The sequence below is a fragment of the Pedobacter polaris genome (assembly GCF_005116505.1).
GTDB lineage: Bacteria > Bacteroidota > Bacteroidia > Sphingobacteriales > Sphingobacteriaceae > Pedobacter > Pedobacter polaris.
The window spans coordinates 387,442-407,071 of the sequence record NZ_SWBR01000001.1 but is presented as its reverse complement, the minus strand read 5'-3'; the positions used below and the strand labels follow the sequence as shown (position 1 = coordinate 407,071).

Here is a 19,630-nt window from a genome sequence, read left to right as displayed (position 1 = left end):
CTAATAACTAAAAGTAATAACAACCTAAATTACAAATGGAAAGAAGAGATTTTATTAAGACAGGTACTTTAACAGCTGCAGGGTTTACTATTTTGCCCACTGGAACATTGTTTGCAAAAGACATTAACAAGGTAAGGCTAGGCTATATTGGCGTAGGCGCTAGAGGTATGAGCCACATTAGTGAAGGTGTTTTAAGAGATGATGTAGAAATTGTAGCCATTTGCGATACACAAGAAAGTTCACTTAAAATTTGTAGAGATTTTATTGCTAAAAGGGGCAAACCTGCTGCAAAAGAATATACTGGCAGCATTGACGCCTATAAAGAAATGATAGCAAGAAAAGATCTCGATGCAATCATTATTTCTACCCCTTGGCAATTTCACCATGCGCAAGCCATTGATTCTATGAATGCAGGCAAATATGTAGGTTGCGAAGTTATAGCTGGATTAACTGTAAAAGAGCATTGGGATATTGTAAATACTTCTGAAAAAACAGGTATGCCTTACATGACACTAGAAAACGTTTGTTACAGACGTGATGTAATGGCTGCATTAAATATGGTGAGAACTGGTTTGTTTGGAGAGCTTATTCATTTAGAAGGTGGCTATCAGCATGATTTAAGAGAAGTGCTTTTTAATGATGGAAAGAGTTATTATGGTGGTGGTGTAGAATATGGTCCGAAAGCTTTAAGTGAAGCACAATGGAGAACACAATTTAATATAGATCAAGATGGAGATTTGTACCCAACCCATGGTGCTGGTCCAATAATGCAATACGCAGATATCAATAGAGGTAATCGCTTTACTAATTTAGTTTCTTTCAGTTCTAAAGCTAAAGGTTTAGCTAACTATGTTGAATCTAAATCTCCTGGTCATCCAAATGCAAAGCTAAATTTTAAAAACGGAGATGTAACTACAACATTAATTAACTGCGCAAATGGAGAAACTGTAATGTTGTCTCATGATGTTCACTTGCCTCGTCCTTATTCTTTAGGTTTTAGAGTGCAGGGTACAAACGGACTTTGGATGGACGTAAATAAATCTATTCATATTGAAGGTAAAACTAAACCACATGCTTGGGATCCGGTTAAAGAATGGTTCGAAAAATATGATCATCCACTTTGGAAAAAATACGAGAAAGAAGCTGTAGGAGCAGGGCATGGTGGTATGGATTGGTTTGTATTTAATGCATTTATACAAGCAGTAAAAGGTAAGAAGCAAACGCCAATAGATGTTTACGATTCAGTAACCATGAGTGTAATCACGCCACTTTCTACAAAATCATTAAAAGAAGGAAATAAACCACAAGAGTTTCCAGATTTTACAAAAGGTAGATGGAAAGATAGAAAAAATACTTTTGCACTAGATGATAGTGGATTTTAAGATTTTGTTTTGTTTGGGAAATGAGCCGGTAAATCCGGCCATTTTTATTTTATGACCTCTTGTTCTCCACCAATTCAGATTCTACAGTCACTTTATAAAAGGCTTGTTTATCTCGTTGTTCATTGCTCATTAAATCAAACAAAACATCAATAGCCCTTTGAGCCTGGATTTCTGGAAACTGCTCAACTGAAGCTACAGGCCCATTTTCCATGAAATTAATCATCGGTGTATTTGCATAGCTTACAAACTCTAAGTTTTTTACCGAATCACTTTCTAAATTCTTTGTGTGTTTAATGGCAAAAGCTGAAACGTAATCATTAAAAGTTACGATTGCAGTTGGTCTACGTTTATTCGAAACTAAGTTTTCTAAAGCAGCTCTAGTGCCTTCAGCTGTTAAATCACAGTTAACAATTAATGATGGATCGAATTTTAATCTGTTTTTTTGTAAGGCTCTAATGTAACCTTCCTTCCTTTGCCCGCTAGCCAAAAGTGTTATTGGGCCATTAATTAGCCCTATGCTTCTATGTCCTCTCTTTAGTAAATAATCTACCGCAGCAATACTGCCGGTTTCAATATTACAGGCCACAAAGTGGATATCTTGTAATGGAGGAATTCTATCGAAAAAAACAACAGGAATATTGTAACGATCTAACAATTTAAAGTGATCGAAATTAGATGTAGTTTTAGCTACCGAAATTAATAAACCATCAACCTTATGGCTTTTCATTTTTTCTACTAATTGTTTTTCCCTTTCCTCATCATCATGAGATTGAGATAATAAAATAGTGTAGTTCTTTTTATAAGCGCAATCTTCTATTTTGCTTAGTGCAGATGAAAAAAATGATTCAGCTAATTCTGGTAAAATAACACCAATTGTAAATGTTTTGCCCTTTTGAAAGAGAATAGCTCTTTCATTTGGTTCATAATCCAGTTCGGCAGCAGTTTGTTTAACCCTTTCTCGGGTAGGTAAGCTGATGCTTGGATGGTCATGTAAAGCTCTTGAAACTGTAGATGGTGAAATCCCAAGTTGCTTTGCGATTTGCGTAATTGTTGCTGGTTTAGTTATCAATTATATCTTTTTGATTTAAAGATATAAAAAAATATTTTAAGCAAACGTTTGCGCAATAAAAAATAAGCGCTTAATATAAGCGCCTATTTTTAAGAGAAAAGTTCTTGTTCGTCTCGGTCGGCGACCGGAAGTTTTTTCAGAAAATCATCAAATGCTGGGCCATCATTATCCGAGTAGGTTCCGTAAGCATCTAACATATATCCAATATCTCCATCTTTATCTTCCACTAAATAAAGTACAGAACTATCTGCCGGATCAGACATGCCTTCAAAACGGTAAGTCTTTACAATGGTTAGGTCTTCTGGTTTGTATATTTTATTAAGACTAGCCGATTGCATTTTTCCGTGGTCAGACATTCTAATTTCGTTATCTTTTCCTTTAAGTCTAAGTTTCTCTAGAATTTGACTTAACGTATTCATTTCTACTGGCTGTTCCATGATTTTAATGTTTATATATCTTAAAACAAAGACGACTAGAATTGGTTTTTAATTTCATTAGAATAATCAGAAAACTATTATAAACCAAACCTTTAAAGTTTTTGTTATTTATTAAACTTAAAATAATAGACATGAAAAAATACCTAACCATTGCCGGAATTGGACTTGCATTAGCCCTAGGATCTTGCACAAAAGAAGCTAAAGAAATAGCAAGTGCAACTCTTAATTCAACTGCTACTAGCCAAACAATTGGTAAAGCTAAATTTTACAGTTTAGCTGATGGCAAAATTAAAATGGACTTAGAAATTAACATGCCGGAGAGAGCTGACAGCACTGTTGCAGTACATTTTCATGAACATGGAGATTGTGGCAACATGGGAGAAAATACCCATGGACATTGGAACCCAACAAATGAGCCACATGGTAAATGGGAGTCTGCTAATTATCATTCAGGTGATATTGGTAATATAAAACTAGATAATAAAGGGCATGCTACACTTAGTGTAAGTACAGATAGATGGAATACCAATACCGGAAATATTAAAAATATTATAGGACGTGGAATAATTGTACATGGAGGTACAGATGATTACACCACACAACCAACGGGAAATTCTGGCCCTAGAATAGGCTGCGGGGTTATTGAAGTAATAAAATAAATCTTCATTTAAATTAATTAAAAGCGATTTAGAAATAAATCGCTTTTTTTATGCAATTGAGTATTAAAAAACATCATGCTTTAAAACCTAAACAAGATGGCAACACTCAACGTTCCTGAAAGCAGCAAGGCTGTAAAGGGAAGAACTCAAAAACCACTTCCAAGAGTAGATTTAACTGCAATGGTTGATCTGGCATTTTTACTAATCACATTTTTCATGCTCACTACGTCCTTATCTAAAATGAAAGCTTTAGATATAGCTAAGCCTGTTGCGGTTAATCCACCTATTTTTGCCGATTATCCAGCCTCAAGAACGATGACCATTCTTTTAGGTAAGAATAATCAAGCAGTTTACTATATGGGCGAGACAGCTAAAGCTATAATGAAAACCGTTGACATGAAAAGTTTGAAAACAGAAATACTAGCTAACAAACGGATGGTTGAAAGGACACATGCTACCCCAAAAGATAAGGAGATGCTAGTGGTTATCAAGCCCACCAATACATCAAACTATAAAAATTTTGTAGATGCGATTGATGAAATGAACATTGCTAATATTCAGTCTTATGCAATTGATGATAAATACATTGCTGAGAAAGAAAAAACTTTTATGAAGTCAAAAGGGATATAAAAAAAATGTCCCGACTAACATCGGGACATTTCTCAAATATTTTATAACAGCTTAGCCCAAAATAGGATTAAGGAGGTAATATATAATGGCAGCTAACAATGCTGATACAGGGATTGTTAATACCCATGCCCAGATTAATTTTACCGTTACACCCCATTTAACAGCCGATACACCTTTTGTTAAGCCAGAACCGATAATTGAGCCAGTAATGGTATGTGTTGTACTTACAGGGATTTTTAAGTGTTCTGTAAAGTATAAAGTCAAAGCACCTGCTGTTTCTGCAGTTACCCCTTCAAATGGAGTTACTTTAGTGATTTTTGAACCCATTGTTTTTACAATTTTCCATCCACCACTTAATGTTCCTGCAGCTATAGCACTATAGCAGGCTAGTGGAATCCAAGATGGCATATGGCCAGCAATTTCTTCGCCATTAGGTCCTTTAGAAGGTAAAGAAACATGTAGCCAAGTAGGAAGAGAATCCATTGCTACGCCACTGGTATGTATATAAACTACAACAGCTGCGGCAATAATACCCATTACTTTTTGAGAATCGTTACCACCATGCCCTAAGCTAAATGAAGCTGAAGATAGCAATTGCATTTTTCTAAGCCACTGTGTAGACTGAGATAAATTTAAACTGCTAAAAATTAAACAGAAAAAACTAATTGAAAGTATAATAAAGGCAACTAAAAGCCATTTAATATTGTGGGATTCTAAAATCACGCTTAAAAAATGAGATTCGAAACGAGGTTTTGCTATTTCACTATAAAACAACATCTGTTTTGTAACAAACCAAATTGTTCCAATGATAAGGGCTGTAGTAAATACTTTAGGCCAAATGCTTTTTTTGGATGAGTGTAATAACCAAATTGAAATAAAATAGGAGACGATAGCTCCAATAAATGGGGCTAAAACAATAAATCCAACAATAACCAATACACCAGTTGGCATTTCACCTGCTTTACCTTCTTTATACCAGTTTACTACATTAAAACCAGCATGTGCAATGGCAGCTCCAGCAAAACCACCAATCAAAGTATGAGAAGAACTAGAAGGAATCCCAAACCACCAGGTCAATAAATTCCAAAAAATAGCAGCAATAACACCGGCTAATATAACTGTTAAGTTAATCTCCATAGTATGTGCTGTTTTTGCAACCGTATCTGCAACACCAAAACCGAAAACCCAATAGGCTAAAAAGTTAAAAAATGCTGCCCAAACAACCGCTTGAAAAGGAGTTAAAACCTTCGTGGCAACAATGGTAGCAATTGCGTTAGCTGCATCATGAAAACCATTGATGTAATCAAAAACTAAAGCTAATGCTATGATAACAATAAGTAAAGTCATATTTTAAGCTTAAGCGTTTTTAACCAAAATAGATTCTAGTACGTTCGCTGCATCTTCACATTTGTCTGTTGCAATTTCTAGCGTTTGTAAAACCTCTTTTTGTTTAATTAATTCTATTGCGTTTGTTTCAAATTCGAATAAACGAGCTATAGCTAAGTTGCAAACGTAATCTGCTTGGTTTTCTGCACTGTTAATTCTTACACAAGCATCAGCGATTACGCGGATATTTTTAAAGTTTCTTAATTCTTTAATGGCTTTCTCTAAATCGCTGCACATTTCTACTAAAAGCTCAGCTAATTTAACCATAGCATCGCCAATATTGGTTACTTGATAAAGTTCAATGTTTCCTGCAGATGCGTGAATATAATCAGCAATATCATCAATAGCACTCGCTAAAGTGTGAATATCTTCTCTATCAAAAGGAGTGATAAAGTTTTTACTTAATTCTATAAAAATTGTGTGAGTAATGTCGTCTCCAACATGCTCAAGGCGTTCTACTTCCTTGATCGCTTCTTTTCTGCGCTCTAGATCATTTGTAGTCACAACAACCAATAAAGCTTCGGCAATTTTTAAAACGTTGCTTCCAGCCTGTTCAAACAGCGGTTGGAATTTTTTGTCTTTAGGTGTGAAGAAGGTAAAAATACTATTCATCTTAATTTATATATGGTGCAAAGCTACAACCCCAATGTTAAGTTAATGTTAATTCATAAATATAATAGCAAGAGTTAATGTTTGCTAAAACTTAAAGGATCTTAGTTTAAATATTTTCTATGTTTTGATGTGGAGATACAATTAATTGCTCTTCTGCAAGGTAAAAGCGAAGGTTGTTCCAATATTTGGTGTACTGCGAACAGAGATGGTTTGTTGATGGGCTTCTAAAATATGTTTCACAATTGCTAGCCCTAGTCCTGTTCCTCCTTGTTGTCTGCTTCTGTGCGAATCAATTCTATAGAAACGTTCAAATAATCTGGTTAAATGTTTTTCTTCAATTCCAATCCCATCATCGGTTACTTCAATAAGAAACTGATCATGCAGTTCGAAAACTTTTATAGCCGTAGATCCATTTTCATTACCATATTTAATAGAGTTCTGAAGCAGGTTAATCATAATCTGCCTAATCTTCTCTCTATCTGCGTAAACCATGGTTGGTGCAGTATATTTGTCTTTAAATGAAAGCTTAATTTTATGTGTTAAAGCACGATCCTCTAAATTTTCCATTACTTCTTTTGCTAAAATAACGAAATCAAATTTTTCAAAATTAATGGGCATCTCACCAGTCTCTAATTTAGAAATGGCATCCAAATCATTAATTAAATAACTTAATCTCTCTACGTTATTTTCTGCTTTTTTAAGAAATTTTACAGCCATCTCCGGATCATCAACTATGCAATCTTGCAAAGTCTCTATATATCCTTGAATTGCAAATAAAGGAGTTTTAAACTCATGAGAAACATTAGATAAAAATTCACGTCTAAATTGTTCTTGCTTTTTAAGTAGGTCAATCTCTTTTTTCTTTGCACCAGCCCATTCTTTTACTTCTTGCTCAACATCATTAATAGGGTCAGAACTCACGTATTCGCCTAAAGCCTCTTTTAAATCTTTTCCCAATTTTAAATTGTGAATCAGTTTGTAAATCAATTTGATTTTGGTGTAGATGTATTTTTCGAAAAGATAATAGAAAACCAAAAAACTGGTTATAAAAGAAATGGCAAATGAGACTAAAAGATAATACCAACTATGCTGAAAATAGAAATTTACAATGCCAATAGAAAGGCCAACAGCAAATGCGGTGATTAAAACAAGTATGCTTAGCTTCATGAAGCTAATTTACGCTTTATAAGTTAAGTAAACGTTAATGACAAATAAATGCTAGATTTATCACTAGGATTTCAAATATTATTGATTTTTATGAGGTCATTTTTTATAAGCATGCTGCTTTTTATTGGTTGTTTCGTTTTGGTAAGCTGTAATAAAAGAGTTGACCATTTCTATTCTCCTGACAAAAAACAATGCATTAGTATAATAACAGAGGGAAATATTAGATATATAATGGATGGTCGCCATAATTCAGTACCAAAATCTGACTTTGTTAAAATAGATTTGAGCAAGATAGATCGACATGTTGCAGATGAAATTGTTGGATGTTGGAGCCGGGATAAGCTAAAATGGATTGTGATTATGGATAATGTTACAATTCTGGAGAATAAATTAGATCAAAATAAATTCAGTTTTGTAGAAAAATTTCCAATAGACAGTAAAGGTATTCCAACATTAATTGATTATAATGGTAAAGCTAATTGTTTTAACATAAGCTATGAATACAGAACTTTAATTAGGATTAATGGCTCTATATCGGAATAAAGTGGATAAAGAAATAACGAAAAAGCATTTGTAATTAATCTTTACTCCAACTGTTTTTCTGTTAAATATTTCCAATACCTTTTTGGTACATGTTTTACATGAAGTTTAGTGTTCTTTCTCGATTCGATATTGGTGCTTTTAAAATAATCTTTCCATAAATTGGCATACAACTCTTCTTTTTCACTTAATTGATTACTAGAAGGTTGCTTAAGATTTTGATTGCTCAGTTCTATGCTAATTTCCTCAACTGATAACAAATTATAAAACAACCCGTAGTGTCTTTTCAAATCATATATTATCCATTGCTGATCTGCATAACGGTCTTTAAAATGCTTAACAATTAAAGGCAAAACATTAAAATCTGGATCTATACCACAATAGAAAATTCCATCAGCAGTATGCTGAAAACGGATAAATGCTTCCATTCTATGTTTTTCTCTTTCTACTTTGGTTGCAATTTGTGAAGTCACTAAAACATATGGATTGCCATAGTTTTTTTCAGCACCAGCTTCATTTGAGAAAATGTAACATGCAAAATGGAAAAGGGAATTGTGAATTTCTGGTAATTCTGATAGATAGGCACAATAGAATTTCCTACTCCATTGTCCATCCAATCTTTTCTGCAAGCCTTGCCAAACTCTATCTGCTTTCTTTCTATCGTTTACAATGTGCAATGTTTCTGTAAAAGCATCTGGCTGAAAAAGTTTCCCAGTTTTTAATGCAATAGACTTTGGTTTTCTTTCAAAATATTCAAAAATCGCGGTGAGTAAGCCTTCTAAACTTCCATCAAACACATAAATCATTAAAAAAGAATTAGTTGTTGTATATCGGTTTTCAAATATTTGCTTTGACTTTCTGCCAGTATAAAGGCTTTAATTTGTGTAGATTGGAAATCTTTCATTTGAAAAGGTGTGTCCGCACATTTAATAAAATGTTTTGCCCTGTTATAAGATACCCCTATATTTTTCAACTGATAAATGTGAAGCTTTCCAAATTTTCTTGCCTGTACTATTTTATTTGCCGAACCAACACCAATACCTGGAATTCGTAAAATCATTCGGTAATCTGCTGTATTAATATCAACTGGAAAATGGTGTAGATTTCTTAAGGCCCAACTTAGTTTTGGATCAATGTCAATATCTAAATGAGGATTTGCATCATTTAAAATCTCTCTAACATTAAAGCCATAAAAACGCATTAACCAATCGGTTTGATAAAGTCTGTTTTCTCTTAATAAAGGGGGCTGAGTTCCCAGTATCGGCATTCTCGTATCGTTACTAATTGGAATATAACCAGAATAATAAACCCTTTTTAAGGAGAAGTTTTTGTAAAATCTATCAGCGGTATACATAATGTCTTTATCAGTTTCTGGCGTCGCGCCAATAACCATTTGTGTGCTTTGTCCGGCAGGCACAAATTTCGGAACACTCTTAATTAGCTTTTTCTCATCTTTAAACTGAACAATTTGGTTTTGTACAAAGGCTAAAGGTTTAATTACATCTTGATGGCTTTTTTCTGGCGCTAGTAATTTTAATCCGCTTTCAGTAGGCATTTCTAAATTAATGCTCATTCTGTCTGCATATAATCCAGCCTCTTTAATTAATTCATCACTAGCTCCGGGTATGGTTTTAAGATGTATATACCCGTTATAATTTTGTTCCAAGCGCAGTTTTTTAACTACTCTTAAAAGCCGCTCCATGGTAAAATCGGCATTCTTAAAAATTCCAGAGCTTAAAAAAAGACCTTCAATGTAGTTTCGTCGATAGAAATTCATTGTCAATTCTACCACCTCATCCACTGTAAAAGCTGCTCTTTCAATGTCATTGCTCTTTCTAGATACGCAGTATGCGCAGTCGAAGATACAATGGTTGGTTAATAAAATTTTAAGAAGAGACACACAACGACCATCTTCTGTATAAGTATGGCAAATACCTGATGTATGTCCGTTGCCAACACCTTTGTTCGTGTTTTTTCTATCACTACCGCTAGAAGAACACGAAACGTCATATTTTGCTGCATCTGCTAAGATGTTTAACTTCTCTCTCAATCGCTCAGACATACCAATTTTATATACTAACAAAAATAGTAATTAAACTAAAAATATTAGCTTTTAAAAGTGTATAACGTAAAGCTTTTAAGAATAAAGATTACTTTTTACCATTCCATTCCGCATAGAACTGGTCAAGATAATCAAGCATAAACTGATGGCGCTGAGTGGCCATTGCTTTTCCGGCATCTGTTTTCATCAAATCCTTAAGGAGCAGCAATTTTTCATAGAAATGGTTGAGCGTGGGTGCGGTTGTATTTTTATATTCTTCCTTGCTCATATTTAAATTTACTTCAATTGCTGGATCATATAAAACCCTGTTCTTGTAACCGCCATAAGTGAAAGCCCTAGCTATACCAATAGCTCCAATTGCATCTAATCGATCAGCATCTTGTACAATGTCTAGTTCCTTAGATTTAAAATTAATTACACCTAGGCTTGCTTTGTAAGATAAATTTCTGATTATTTCTTGTACATGCAAAGTGATATCAGCTGATACACCAATGCTTTTTAAAAAATCACCAGCTATTTTTGGACCAATCTCCTCATCGCCATTATTAAACTTACTATCAGCAATATCATGTAATAAAGCTGCCAACTCAACTACTAATTTATTCCCTTTTTCTAGGATATTAATTGTTTGAGCAGTTTTATACACTCGCTCAATATGAAACCAATCGTGCCCAGTTTCTGCGTTGGCTAATGTAATTTTAACAAAATTGATGGTTTGGTCGATGATAGCTTGCATGATAGAAATTTGAGTGTGCAATTTATCTCGAAAAAAATTAGAAAATCTCTTATGTTGAAAAGTAGTTACGCAAAGGGGCCCAGTTTATTGAAGCTATCTTTATCAAAATAAAGCAACTGCATTACTTGTACTTCTAAAATTAGAGCAATGTGAAATAACCTATCTAGTGTTATTTTGCTATATCCAAGCTCTATTTTACTATAAGCGTTTTGAGAGATTTCAAGTTTTGCAGCCAAATAATCTTGCGTATAATTTCTAAACTCCCTCACTTTTCTAATATTGGAGGCTACCTCCTTCATTTCCAATCTTAATTTTTCTTTCATTGAATCATAGGTTGACTTGTGACTCTATAAACGAAATTTAGTGTAGAAAGGTTTTAAAGCATTTTTGGTGAGCTTAATAAGAGAACTTTATAAGCTTAATTTTTAGCTTTAGGACGTTCTTCTTCAGGCCTTCTAGTGCCATCATATAGTTCGTATTCAAGCATCCTGCAATCTAGCTTGCCATTGTAGAATTCTATTTTTTTATCAGCTTTTAAGCCGATTTTTTTTGCTAAATCAGGATTTCCAGTAAAAATGTACCCATGATATCCTTTGCAATTTTTCTTCATAAAATCGCCAATGCGTTTATAAGTTAATTCTAACTTGCTATGAACTCCTAAGCGCTCACCGTATTCTGGGTTAAAGACAACAACACCTTTGCCACCTTCAGGAACTGGAGTTTCTTCGAAATCACAAACTTCAAATGTAATTAAGGTATCAACGCCTGCTGTTTTTGCATTTCTACGTGTTACATCAACAGCATCTTCAGAAATATCTGATGCAATTATTTGTAAGTCGACATTTTTAATTACTTGATCTTTTAATATTCTTCGTTCTGCAAAAAAAACTTCTTCATCATAGCCTAAAATATGCATAAAACCATAATTCATTCTATATAAACCTGGTCTACGGTTTGTTGCCAATAGTGCAGCTTCAATTGCCAAAGTTCCAGAACCACACATCGGATTAACGAATGGTGATTTTTGATCCCATTGCGTTGCCATGATAGTACTAGTTGCTAAAGCTTCTAACATAGGGGCTTTCCCTGGTATTTTACGATAGCCATGTTTAGCAAGGGTTTCACCGCTGGTATCTAAGAAAACATCTGCTTCATCGTCTTTCCAATACAAGTGTACAACAGTTTTGTTGGCATCTGAACCTGAGTTAGGGCGAATATTTTTCTTTTCTCTAAACCGATCTACAATAGCATCTTTAACCTTTAAGTTTGCAAAAAGTGGGGTTGTAATTGTAGGATTGTCTACGTTGGAGGTAACTGAGAAATAGCCTGCAAAATCAATTAATTCTTCCCATTCCATTGCTACAAGATTTGTATACAATTCGTCAGGTGTGTTAGCTTTAAAGCTATTTATGCAATATAAGATCTGACTGGCACATCTTAAATTTAGGTTTAGCTTAATACATTCAGTTAAAGTGATATTTAACTCAACACCTGTTGGAAAATCTCTTACAATCTCATAGCCTAAAGCTGTAACTTCTTCTTGTAAATAAGGCGAAAGCCTTTTATTGCAGGTAATAATTACCTTGCTTTTGGTTTGGAAAACTTGCATCATATTAATTGCAAAGTTACCAATAAAAAAAGAGAATTAATTTTTAAGAATATATTGGATATTAAAGCACTATGAATTTCGTTATTAATTAAATAATTAACTATTAATTGTGTGGAAAACTTGATGTTATTGCATGCTTAATTATCAATAAAATTTAGGAAATTTGATTTAGGTATAATTATAAGTATTGAAATGGAAATTAAAGGCAAAGTACACGAAATAGGTGCATTACAACAAGTAAGTGAAACGTTCAAAAAACGTGATTTAATTATAGAATACGCAGAAAACCCTACATACCCTGAATATATCAGGTTTGAGGCTATACAAGATAAAACAGCATTATTCGATGTTTTAAAGCCTGGTGACGAAGTTGAAGTTTCTTTCAATTTACGCGGTCGCCCTTGGACAAACAAAGAAGGTGTAACTACCTATTTTAATAGTTTAATAGTTTGGAGATTAACTCAATTAACTAATACGGCAGGTGCTGCTGCTGCTCCAGCTTATGCTGCTCCAGTAGATTTGAACACACCAGCTGGTGAGGAAGATGATCTTCCTTTTTAAAGATCTTTTTTAAGATTACAAATTAGTAAGCTAAGCCGTTCAGACATACTGAACGGCTTTTTGTATTTTAACTAATTGGATGCTACTCTGTTAAAAAGTGTTAAAACAAGCTTTTTTGCTTATGAATGGTTTATTTTTGAATTACTTTAAATGAATTCATTATGATTAACCTATTATTCAATGTTAGCACAAACATGATAACTTCATCCAAAATAATAAACTGAGCTTGCATTCTCATTGATAATAATAAACACATTAAATAATTAATACGGTTGAAAAAGAGAAGCCTTTGGGTAATAACGGCCTTAATGACCCTAGCATTGCTTGGGGTTTTTGTAATGCAATTGTATTACATTAAGGAATCGTATAAACTAAAGTCTCAATTGTTTGAACAGGATGTAAATCAGGCATTAAATGCAGTAGTTAATAAAGTGCAAAAGCGCAATGTTGCTGGTCATATTAACAGAAAAGATGTTGAACTTAAGGCGCAGAGAGAAAAAGGAATAAGAAGCCAAACCGATACCATTGTTGCTTTTAGAGTTAAGTTTAAAGAAAATGAAAATCTTAGGAAGATTAATCAGCAACAACAGATTATCAATTATTTAAATTCTCAAGATAGTATCATCAGAAGTAATTATGTCCAGCCGCAAATTATTTCTGAAGAAACCTTTAGGCTTTATAAAAATCCTAATGCAGACAAAATTAACAAACCAACCCTAGATATTGTTGATGTTAGAGATCCGTTTACAGGTGAACTTTTGGGAAGATCTGTAAATCCGCGAAAAACGAAGACTATGCCACAGATGCAGGTTGGCAAGCTTCCTGATACAATTAGATATCTCGTATATAGTAAAATTGACGGTTTGCCGCTATTGGTTTCATTACCAAGTATGGAGCCAGATTTAATTTCTAAATTTAAAGTTGAAGATGCAAAAGCCCAACTTAAATATGAGATGGAATTGAATCGTTTGTATGCAGATACTGTAAATGTTTTAAGCAATGAAAGTGTAGATTTAGTTCGCGATGTTGCTAAAGAAATAAACAATAGTGACGTTCCATTGGCTCAACGAGTACCCGAAAGAGAAAGCTTAGATACCTTAATAAAAAGCGAATTATTAAGCAAGGGTATTACTTTGGACTATGACTTTTGGATAACACCAGTTAATAACAACAGAAATATAATTTATAGAAAAGTTTCGAATTCTTCAGTTGAGCCAATTGCCGATAATACATATTCTCATGTGTTGTTTAGTAATGATGTTGCAACAAAAGATCCAGGGATGATTTACTTGAGATTGCCAAGTAAAAATGCAGCAATTTTTAGCAATATGTTCGCAACTTTAGCATCATCTGTTGGCTTGCTATTGGTGCTTATATTTATATTTACGTATACAATTTATGCCATCATCCGTCAGAAAAAACTTTCTGAAATGAAAACGGATTTTATCAATAACATGACCCATGAGTTTAAAACTCCGGTTGCAACAATTATGATTGCAAGTGAGGCTTTAAAAGACCCAGAAATTGTAGAGGATAAAAATAGAATCAGTAGGCTGGCCAATATAATCTATGATGAAAACGTACGGCTTGGTAATCATATTGAACGAGTTTTAAGTGTAGCCCGATTAGAAAGGAAAGAAATTGCCCTAGAGTTTAATCCAGTAAATGTGAATGATTTAATTACCGCAGTTGTAGATAGCATGGGGCTACAGCTTCAGAAGAGAAATGCAACAATAGCATTAAACTTAAATGCTAAGGAAGATGAAATAATGGGAGATGAATTACATCTCTCGAATGTGATTTATAATTTAATAGATAATGCTAATAAGTACAGTATGAATGCCCCAAATATTAGCATTAATACAAAGAACACTGCAAAAAATCTTTACATTGAAGTAATTGATGAGGGCATTGGGATGACAAAAGACCAAACAAAACGCATTTTTGATCAGTTTTATAGAGTTCCGACAGGAAATTTACATGATGTAAAGGGTTTTGGTTTGGGATTAAACTATGTGCAAGATTTAGTAACTGAAATGGGTGGCACTATTAAAGTAAGTAGTGAAAAAGACAAGGGTACCACGTTTGAGGTATGCCTTCCATTTAAATACAACAATTGATTAAACTGAAACCATCATCATTAAAAATAAATATACACAGATGAAAAAAATTCTATTGGTAGAAGATGATCCAAATTTAGGGCTATTATTACAGGATTACCTGCAATTAAAAGGCAAGTTCGATGTTATGTTGTGCACAGATGGAGACGAAGGTTTAAAAGCTTTTAGCAAGCAAAATTTTGATTTATGTATACTTGATGTAATGATGCCGAAAAAAGATGGCTTTACATTGGGTAAAGACATTAGAAAGGTTAATCAAGAGGTGCCAATTATTTTTGCGACAGCAAAAGCAATGATGGAGGATAAAGCTTCTGCTTATGATCTTGGTGGCGATGATTACATTACCAAACCCTTTCGTATAGAAGAATTATTGCTTAGAATTAACGCATTATTAAAACGCGTTTCTAGTAAGGATTCAGCAAATAATGAACCAGTACAAACGCAATTTGAGATAGGAAAATATACTTTTGATTATACTACCCAACTTATTCATTTCGAAGGAAAACAGCAAAAGCTTTCTACTAAAGAAGCTGAACTTTTGCAACTGTTGTGTCTAAAGAAAAATACTGTTCTAACGAGAGAGGAAGCCTTATTAAGTATTTGGCATGACGATAATTACTTTAACGGCCGCAGCATGGATGTTTTCTTGAGTAAATTGAGAAAGTACCTAAAAGAAGATCCTAAAGTTGAAATTTTAAATGTACACGGAAAAGGTTATAAGTTATTAGTAAACTAAATAAGTTAGAACTTACAATTAAACAAAAAACTCGTAGTGTGTGCTACGAGTTTTTTATTGAGTTTTATTTGGGAATTAAATTATAATGCAAAAGCTTTTAGATATTCCTTAGCATAATCTCCCCAATCTTTTAATGCGGCTTTTAATGTTGTCATGAGTTGGGTTGCATTTAAAGGCTTCCCCTTTGTTGGCACCTTCATTTTATCATCTGTTACAGGCTGATCGGTTACTGCAGTTGCAAACCATGTAGTATGCTCATAAGGTAAAGCCACGCCTAAGATCATCCCTGGTAATCCGGTAAATGATTCTGGTCCGCCAGAAACAGGGATTTCCTCAGTATAAAATGCCACAACATAAATCGAATCCATAATCACAGCATTTGCCCTGCGACAGTCGTAACCAGCAATATTTCTCATTTCGTTGGTAATTTTCCAGTTTATTTTACGGGTACTATCTTTTACCAAATAGGTTTCCTCATAAACTTTTTTCTGGCTAGTGCTTGTTCCTGCTGCAGTATTTGTTAGTATAGTATTATTTTGTTGTGCAGCTGGATAATCACCCCAGTAATTGTTGCTTTGCGCTAAATTTACTTCCTCTGGTTTAAATAATGTTTGATCTTTACTAAAAGTCAGCACACTTTTTAAGGTCTTAAACTGAGGTTGAGTTTTCTGATATTCCTCAAACATCCTAGGGTAATAAGAACTGTTCGGATATTTTTTGATTTCTTGTTTGATTAGTGCATACATGTTTACGCGCTTCTCAAATTCAATAGTACCTTGAGTAGCAAAACGAGCATTTTGTGCATTAGCAAGCTGTATTGTAAACAACAATAAACAAGCAATTATAATTTGATTAATTTTTATTTTCATGACCTTATTTTTTAACACCTGCACCCATTTTACTAAAATCCCATGTTAATGAAAACATAAAAAATCTCTTAATGGTAATATAGCTTTCTTGCGTAATGTTGTTATTGTTTGCTCTTCTGCTAAAACCTCTATTTTGATTTAGTAAATCGTTCCCTTTAATCGAAAGTTTTAGGTTTTCACTTTTAAAGAAAGATTTAACAATAGAAGAATTTAAAATAAATACTGTTACATCTTCATTAAAAGATTTTGTTTTGCCTGTATATTCTACATTCGCATCAGATTTTAATTGCACTTTTCCTGGTAAGAACAAGGTAAATGATCCACTACCATATGCGCTATAACCATCATTATTTTGATCTGGCTGTAATGAAGTTTGTGATTTATTATAACTTGGACCTCCATACAATTGAAAATCATATTTCTTTTCTTTCGATTTATAAAGGCTAAGACTTACCGAATAAGAAGAGGTTGTTGTTTTATTAATTTGAGTTATGTTAGATAAACCAGTTACATAGTTATAATTAGTTCTTCCATACACGTTAAAGCTTAAACCTGCATTAATATCTAATCCTTTTATTTTCCTATTAAAATCTAAATAAGCACTATAATTAATAGGTGTTTCATCTACTAAATTTACTGCTTTATAAACAGATTTTCCACCGGCACTTGTAGTTGTACTATTAGTGATTTGATTATTTGTAAAACCAAACCTTCCACTCAAATAAATACCTTGGTTACTAATTACTTTATAAGAGTTATAATTGATGCTAAAACTGTTATTATATGATGGTTTTAAATTTGGGTTTCCCTCTGGAATGTTAAAATCATCAGTGTTTACCCGTATAGGTTGCAACTGATCTACAGTAGGCTGATTGGTATTGCCATTGTAATTGAACCTTAATGATTTTTGGTTAGAGAATTTGTATTGATAAGAAGCTTGAGGGATCCAGTTTATAAAACTACGATCGTAACTAGATTTTGTATAAGCCTCATATTGATCAAATTTTACCGCACTTACCTTTGTTCCCCAAGTTAAAATGGTTTTATTTTTTTTGTAGTTAAATACAGCTCCACCTTGATTAATCAATTGGTTCGCATCAAAATCATTACTAAATTCTAAGTCTAGTGCATCATATCTTCCCGGTGCCGATTGGTTCAAAGATTTCCGATCAGAACTGCTATTGTTGAAACTTAAGCCATAATTTAATACCAATGCCAATGATTTTGTTAAAGGCTCGTTATAAGTAATGTTTGAGCTAAAAATAGAACTTTTGGTGCGGTTCGTTTTAAACTGGTCTATTAAATTTTGCGTTTCAGATGTTTCATCTTCATTAAAAGTTCTGTTGTCAGACTTTAAGAATCCTTCATCATTTTTTTCGTTTATTTTCTGGCTAACGCTGATTGAATAATTTCTACCTAATTTCTTCAATTTTTTAGTGTAGAAAGCAGAGGCATTAAAAGAAGATTCATCGCCTTCATTATCGATTGTTCGAATGCTTGAGTTTAGGATGGTACTGTCACCTCTTCTGCCGATAGATTTAACATCCAAAAAAGTTTCGTTGTTTTTTAAACCACCATCAACCATTATTTTTAAGTTAGAGGTTGTATCTAGTTTAATTTGGTAGGTAACATCTAGCTTTTGTCTAAAAATAAAGTTGTCGGTTGTTTGATCACTAACAGAGTTAATAATTCTATCTGGTTGGTTGTTTTGGTTTAACGTATTCTTAGTCCCTTTAACACCTAATGAGCCTATTTTATAATTGGTATTGATAGATTCTTTATCGTCATTCCATTTGGTGTCATAATGCGCTCCACCTGTATTTGCTCTTGGTATACCTTCTCCATAATAGCTTCCGCCATAAGAATCTAAATCATCACCGCCCCCACCACTAATGTACATTCCGCCATCAATAAACTCAACATTATCACCTCCACTCGAGCCATATTTGTTTCTATCTTCCCAACCTAAGCCAATTTTACCTGTATTACTAGAGATGCCGTATATAGAAAATTTCTGTTTGGCTTTAAACTTGTTAAACATTAACTGACCTTCATAAAAGCCATCTGTTCCAATTCCGCCATCAACCTTACCAAAGTAGCCGCTCTTCTTATCTTCCTTCAACTTAATGTTTAATGTGGTTGTTTTCTGTCCATCATCTACTCCGGTAAAAGTAGCTTGGTCACTACTTTTTTCAAACAGCTGAACTTTATCTACCATATCAGCACGTAAATTTTTAGTAACCAACGTTGGGTCATCACCAAAAAATTCTTCACCGTCTACCAAAACTTTAGAAACAGTTTTTCCTTGGGCGGTAATTTTACCGTCTTTATCCACCTGCATTCCTGGGAATTTTTTTAATAAATCTTCCACTTTATCATTGGGTTGTATGGTATAACTCCCCGCATTAAACTCTGTGGTATCTCCTTTAATTTTTATTGCAGCTGCTTGCCCTTTAATAATTACCTCATTTAAAAGAGTGGCTTTAAGCTTCATGTTAATCTGCTTAAAATCTACAACGCTTTTTGTAGAATCTAGCGTAAAAGTAGACACGAAATCTGCATAATCTGGATAAGTGAGTAAAAGAATAAAGTTGCCTTTTCTCATCGAATTGATTGCAAATGTACCAGTAGGTGTGGCTCTAGTGAACTTGTACAGCGTAGAGTCTTTTGAATTTAAAATGCTAATAGTTGCATTATGTAGTTTGCTGTTGTTAGCTGTGTCTGCAACAATCCCTTTAATTGAGTAAGGATTTTGCGCAAAGAGAGAACTAAAAAAGCATAAGGATAGCAATGTTGCCAGGCTTATAAATTTCATTCGTTAGGTGTTTTGTATGGTTAGCACAAGATATAACTAAATGTTTAATACTAAAAATTTAGTTTGTTTATTTTAACATTAAATAACATTATTTAACAATTGGTTTTGATGGTAGGTCAAGAATAATTTTGATACATATATTTTTTTTTGCTTGCCCAAACTTAGCTACAATTAAGGCCCGATAAAATCTAAAACTAGTAAGTGGCCTATTTAACTGTGAATTTGGAAAGAATAAGCTAT

General features: G+C 33.5%; 19 protein-coding genes. 7 read left to right on the top strand and 12 right to left on the bottom strand.

The window, feature by feature from the left end; translation table 11 throughout:
* Nucleotides 1-35: 35 nt before the first annotated feature.
* On the top strand, nt 36-1,382 hold the full coding sequence (locus tag FA048_RS01825; RefSeq protein WP_136838373.1) for a Gfo/Idh/MocA family protein: 1,347 nt from the start codon (nt 36-38) through the stop codon (nt 1,380-1,382).
* A gap of 49 nt (nt 1,383-1,431) precedes the next feature.
* On the opposite strand, the gene FA048_RS01820 is transcribed toward FA048_RS01825, so the two are convergent.
* Both FA048_RS01820 and FA048_RS01815 read right to left on the bottom strand, forming a co-directional pair.
* A complete protein-coding gene (locus FA048_RS01820) occupies nt 1,432-2,451 on the bottom strand; it encodes a LacI family DNA-binding transcriptional regulator (RefSeq protein ID WP_136838371.1) in 1,020 nt (339 codons plus the stop codon).
* A gap of 89 nt (nt 2,452-2,540) precedes the next feature.
* A complete protein-coding gene (locus FA048_RS01815; RefSeq protein ID WP_136838369.1) occupies nt 2,541-2,888 on the bottom strand; it encodes a hypothetical protein in 348 nt (115 codons plus the stop codon).
* A gap of 131 nt (nt 2,889-3,019) precedes the next feature.
* Between FA048_RS01815 and FA048_RS01810 the strand changes: the two genes are divergently transcribed.
* Together FA048_RS01810 and FA048_RS01805 are read left to right on the top strand one after the other, a co-directional pair.
* Nucleotides 3,020-3,547 carry a superoxide dismutase family protein gene (locus tag FA048_RS01810; RefSeq protein WP_136838367.1) on the top strand — a complete coding sequence of 176 codons (528 nt, stop codon included), beginning with the start codon at nt 3,020-3,022 and terminating at the stop codon, nt 3,545-3,547.
* Between the two features lie 96 nt (nt 3,548-3,643).
* Nucleotides 3,644-4,177 (top strand): ExbD/TolR family protein, encoded by a 534-nt coding sequence (locus tag FA048_RS01805; protein WP_136838365.1) that lies wholly within the window; start codon nt 3,644-3,646, stop codon nt 4,175-4,177.
* Between the two features lie 51 nt (nt 4,178-4,228).
* Here FA048_RS01805 and FA048_RS01800 read toward each other — a convergent pair whose 3' ends face one another.
* From FA048_RS01800 to FA048_RS01790, 3 genes are all read right to left on the bottom strand, one after another.
* Nucleotides 4,229-5,524: an inorganic phosphate transporter gene (locus tag FA048_RS01800; protein ID WP_136838363.1), complete on the bottom strand. Its 1,296-nt coding sequence runs from the start codon at nt 5,522-5,524 to the stop codon at nt 4,229-4,231.
* Between the two features lie 9 nt (nt 5,525-5,533).
* Nucleotides 5,534-6,175, bottom strand: a complete 642-nt coding sequence (locus FA048_RS01795; protein WP_205943408.1) for a DUF47 domain-containing protein — start codon at nt 6,173-6,175, stop codon at nt 5,534-5,536.
* Between the two features lie 141 nt (nt 6,176-6,316).
* Nucleotides 6,317-7,342 (bottom strand): sensor histidine kinase, encoded by a 1,026-nt coding sequence (locus FA048_RS01790; protein ID WP_136838359.1) that lies wholly within the window; start codon nt 7,340-7,342, stop codon nt 6,317-6,319.
* Nucleotides 7,343-7,390: 48 nt separating this feature from the next.
* On the opposite strand from FA048_RS01790, the gene FA048_RS01785 reads away from it, so the two are divergent.
* Nucleotides 7,391-7,885 carry a hypothetical protein gene (locus FA048_RS01785; protein WP_136838357.1) on the top strand — a complete coding sequence of 165 codons (495 nt, stop codon included), beginning with the start codon at nt 7,391-7,393 and terminating at the stop codon, nt 7,883-7,885.
* A 41-nt stretch (nt 7,886-7,926) separates the two neighbouring features.
* On the opposite strand, the gene FA048_RS01780 is transcribed toward FA048_RS01785, so the two are convergent.
* The 5 genes from FA048_RS01780 to FA048_RS01760 form a co-directional block, all read right to left on the bottom strand.
* Nucleotides 7,927-8,688, bottom strand: a complete 762-nt coding sequence (locus tag FA048_RS01780; protein WP_136838355.1) for a TIGR03915 family putative DNA repair protein — start codon at nt 8,686-8,688, stop codon at nt 7,927-7,929.
* Entirely contained in the window at nt 8,688-9,944 is a 1,257-nt protein-coding gene (locus tag FA048_RS01775) for a putative DNA modification/repair radical SAM protein (RefSeq protein WP_136839381.1), read from the bottom strand. The genes FA048_RS01780 and FA048_RS01775 overlap by 1 nt, the downstream gene beginning before the upstream one ends.
* Nucleotides 9,945-10,032: 88 nt before the next feature.
* Nucleotides 10,033-10,680 (bottom strand): HD domain-containing protein, encoded by a 648-nt coding sequence (locus tag FA048_RS01770; RefSeq protein ID WP_136838353.1) that lies wholly within the window; start codon nt 10,678-10,680, stop codon nt 10,033-10,035.
* Between the two features lie 65 nt (nt 10,681-10,745).
* Complete coding sequence (locus tag FA048_RS01765; RefSeq protein ID WP_136838351.1) at nt 10,746-11,003, bottom strand: helix-turn-helix domain-containing protein; 258 nt, start codon at nt 11,001-11,003, stop codon at nt 10,746-10,748.
* 95 nt (nt 11,004-11,098) lie between these two features.
* A complete protein-coding gene (locus tag FA048_RS01760) occupies nt 11,099-12,289 on the bottom strand; it encodes a THUMP domain-containing class I SAM-dependent RNA methyltransferase (protein WP_136839380.1) in 1,191 nt (396 codons plus the stop codon).
* A 192-nt stretch (nt 12,290-12,481) separates the two neighbouring features.
* On the opposite strand from FA048_RS01760, the gene FA048_RS01755 reads away from it, so the two are divergent.
* From FA048_RS01755 to FA048_RS01745, 3 genes are all read left to right on the top strand, one after another.
* A complete protein-coding gene (locus FA048_RS01755; protein WP_136838349.1) occupies nt 12,482-12,850 on the top strand; it encodes a DUF3127 domain-containing protein in 369 nt (122 codons plus the stop codon).
* Nucleotides 12,851-13,158: 308 nt separating this feature from the next.
* A complete protein-coding gene (locus FA048_RS01750) occupies nt 13,159-14,970 on the top strand; it encodes a sensor histidine kinase (protein ID WP_225872453.1) in 1,812 nt (603 codons plus the stop codon).
* A gap of 40 nt (nt 14,971-15,010) precedes the next feature.
* Nucleotides 15,011-15,706: a response regulator transcription factor gene (locus tag FA048_RS01745; RefSeq protein WP_136838345.1), complete on the top strand. Its 696-nt coding sequence runs from the start codon at nt 15,011-15,013 to the stop codon at nt 15,704-15,706.
* An 80-nt stretch (nt 15,707-15,786) separates the two neighbouring features.
* Here the strand turns inward: FA048_RS01745 and FA048_RS01740 are convergent, their stop codons facing one another.
* Both FA048_RS01740 and FA048_RS01735 read right to left on the bottom strand, forming a co-directional pair.
* On the bottom strand, nt 15,787-16,575 hold the full coding sequence (locus FA048_RS01740; protein WP_136838343.1) for a GLPGLI family protein: 789 nt from the start codon (nt 16,573-16,575) through the stop codon (nt 15,787-15,789).
* A 4-nt stretch (nt 16,576-16,579) separates the two neighbouring features.
* On the bottom strand, nt 16,580-19,390 hold the full coding sequence (locus tag FA048_RS01735) for an outer membrane beta-barrel family protein (protein WP_136838341.1): 2,811 nt from the start codon (nt 19,388-19,390) through the stop codon (nt 16,580-16,582).
* Nucleotides 19,391-19,630: the final 240 nt, after the last annotated feature.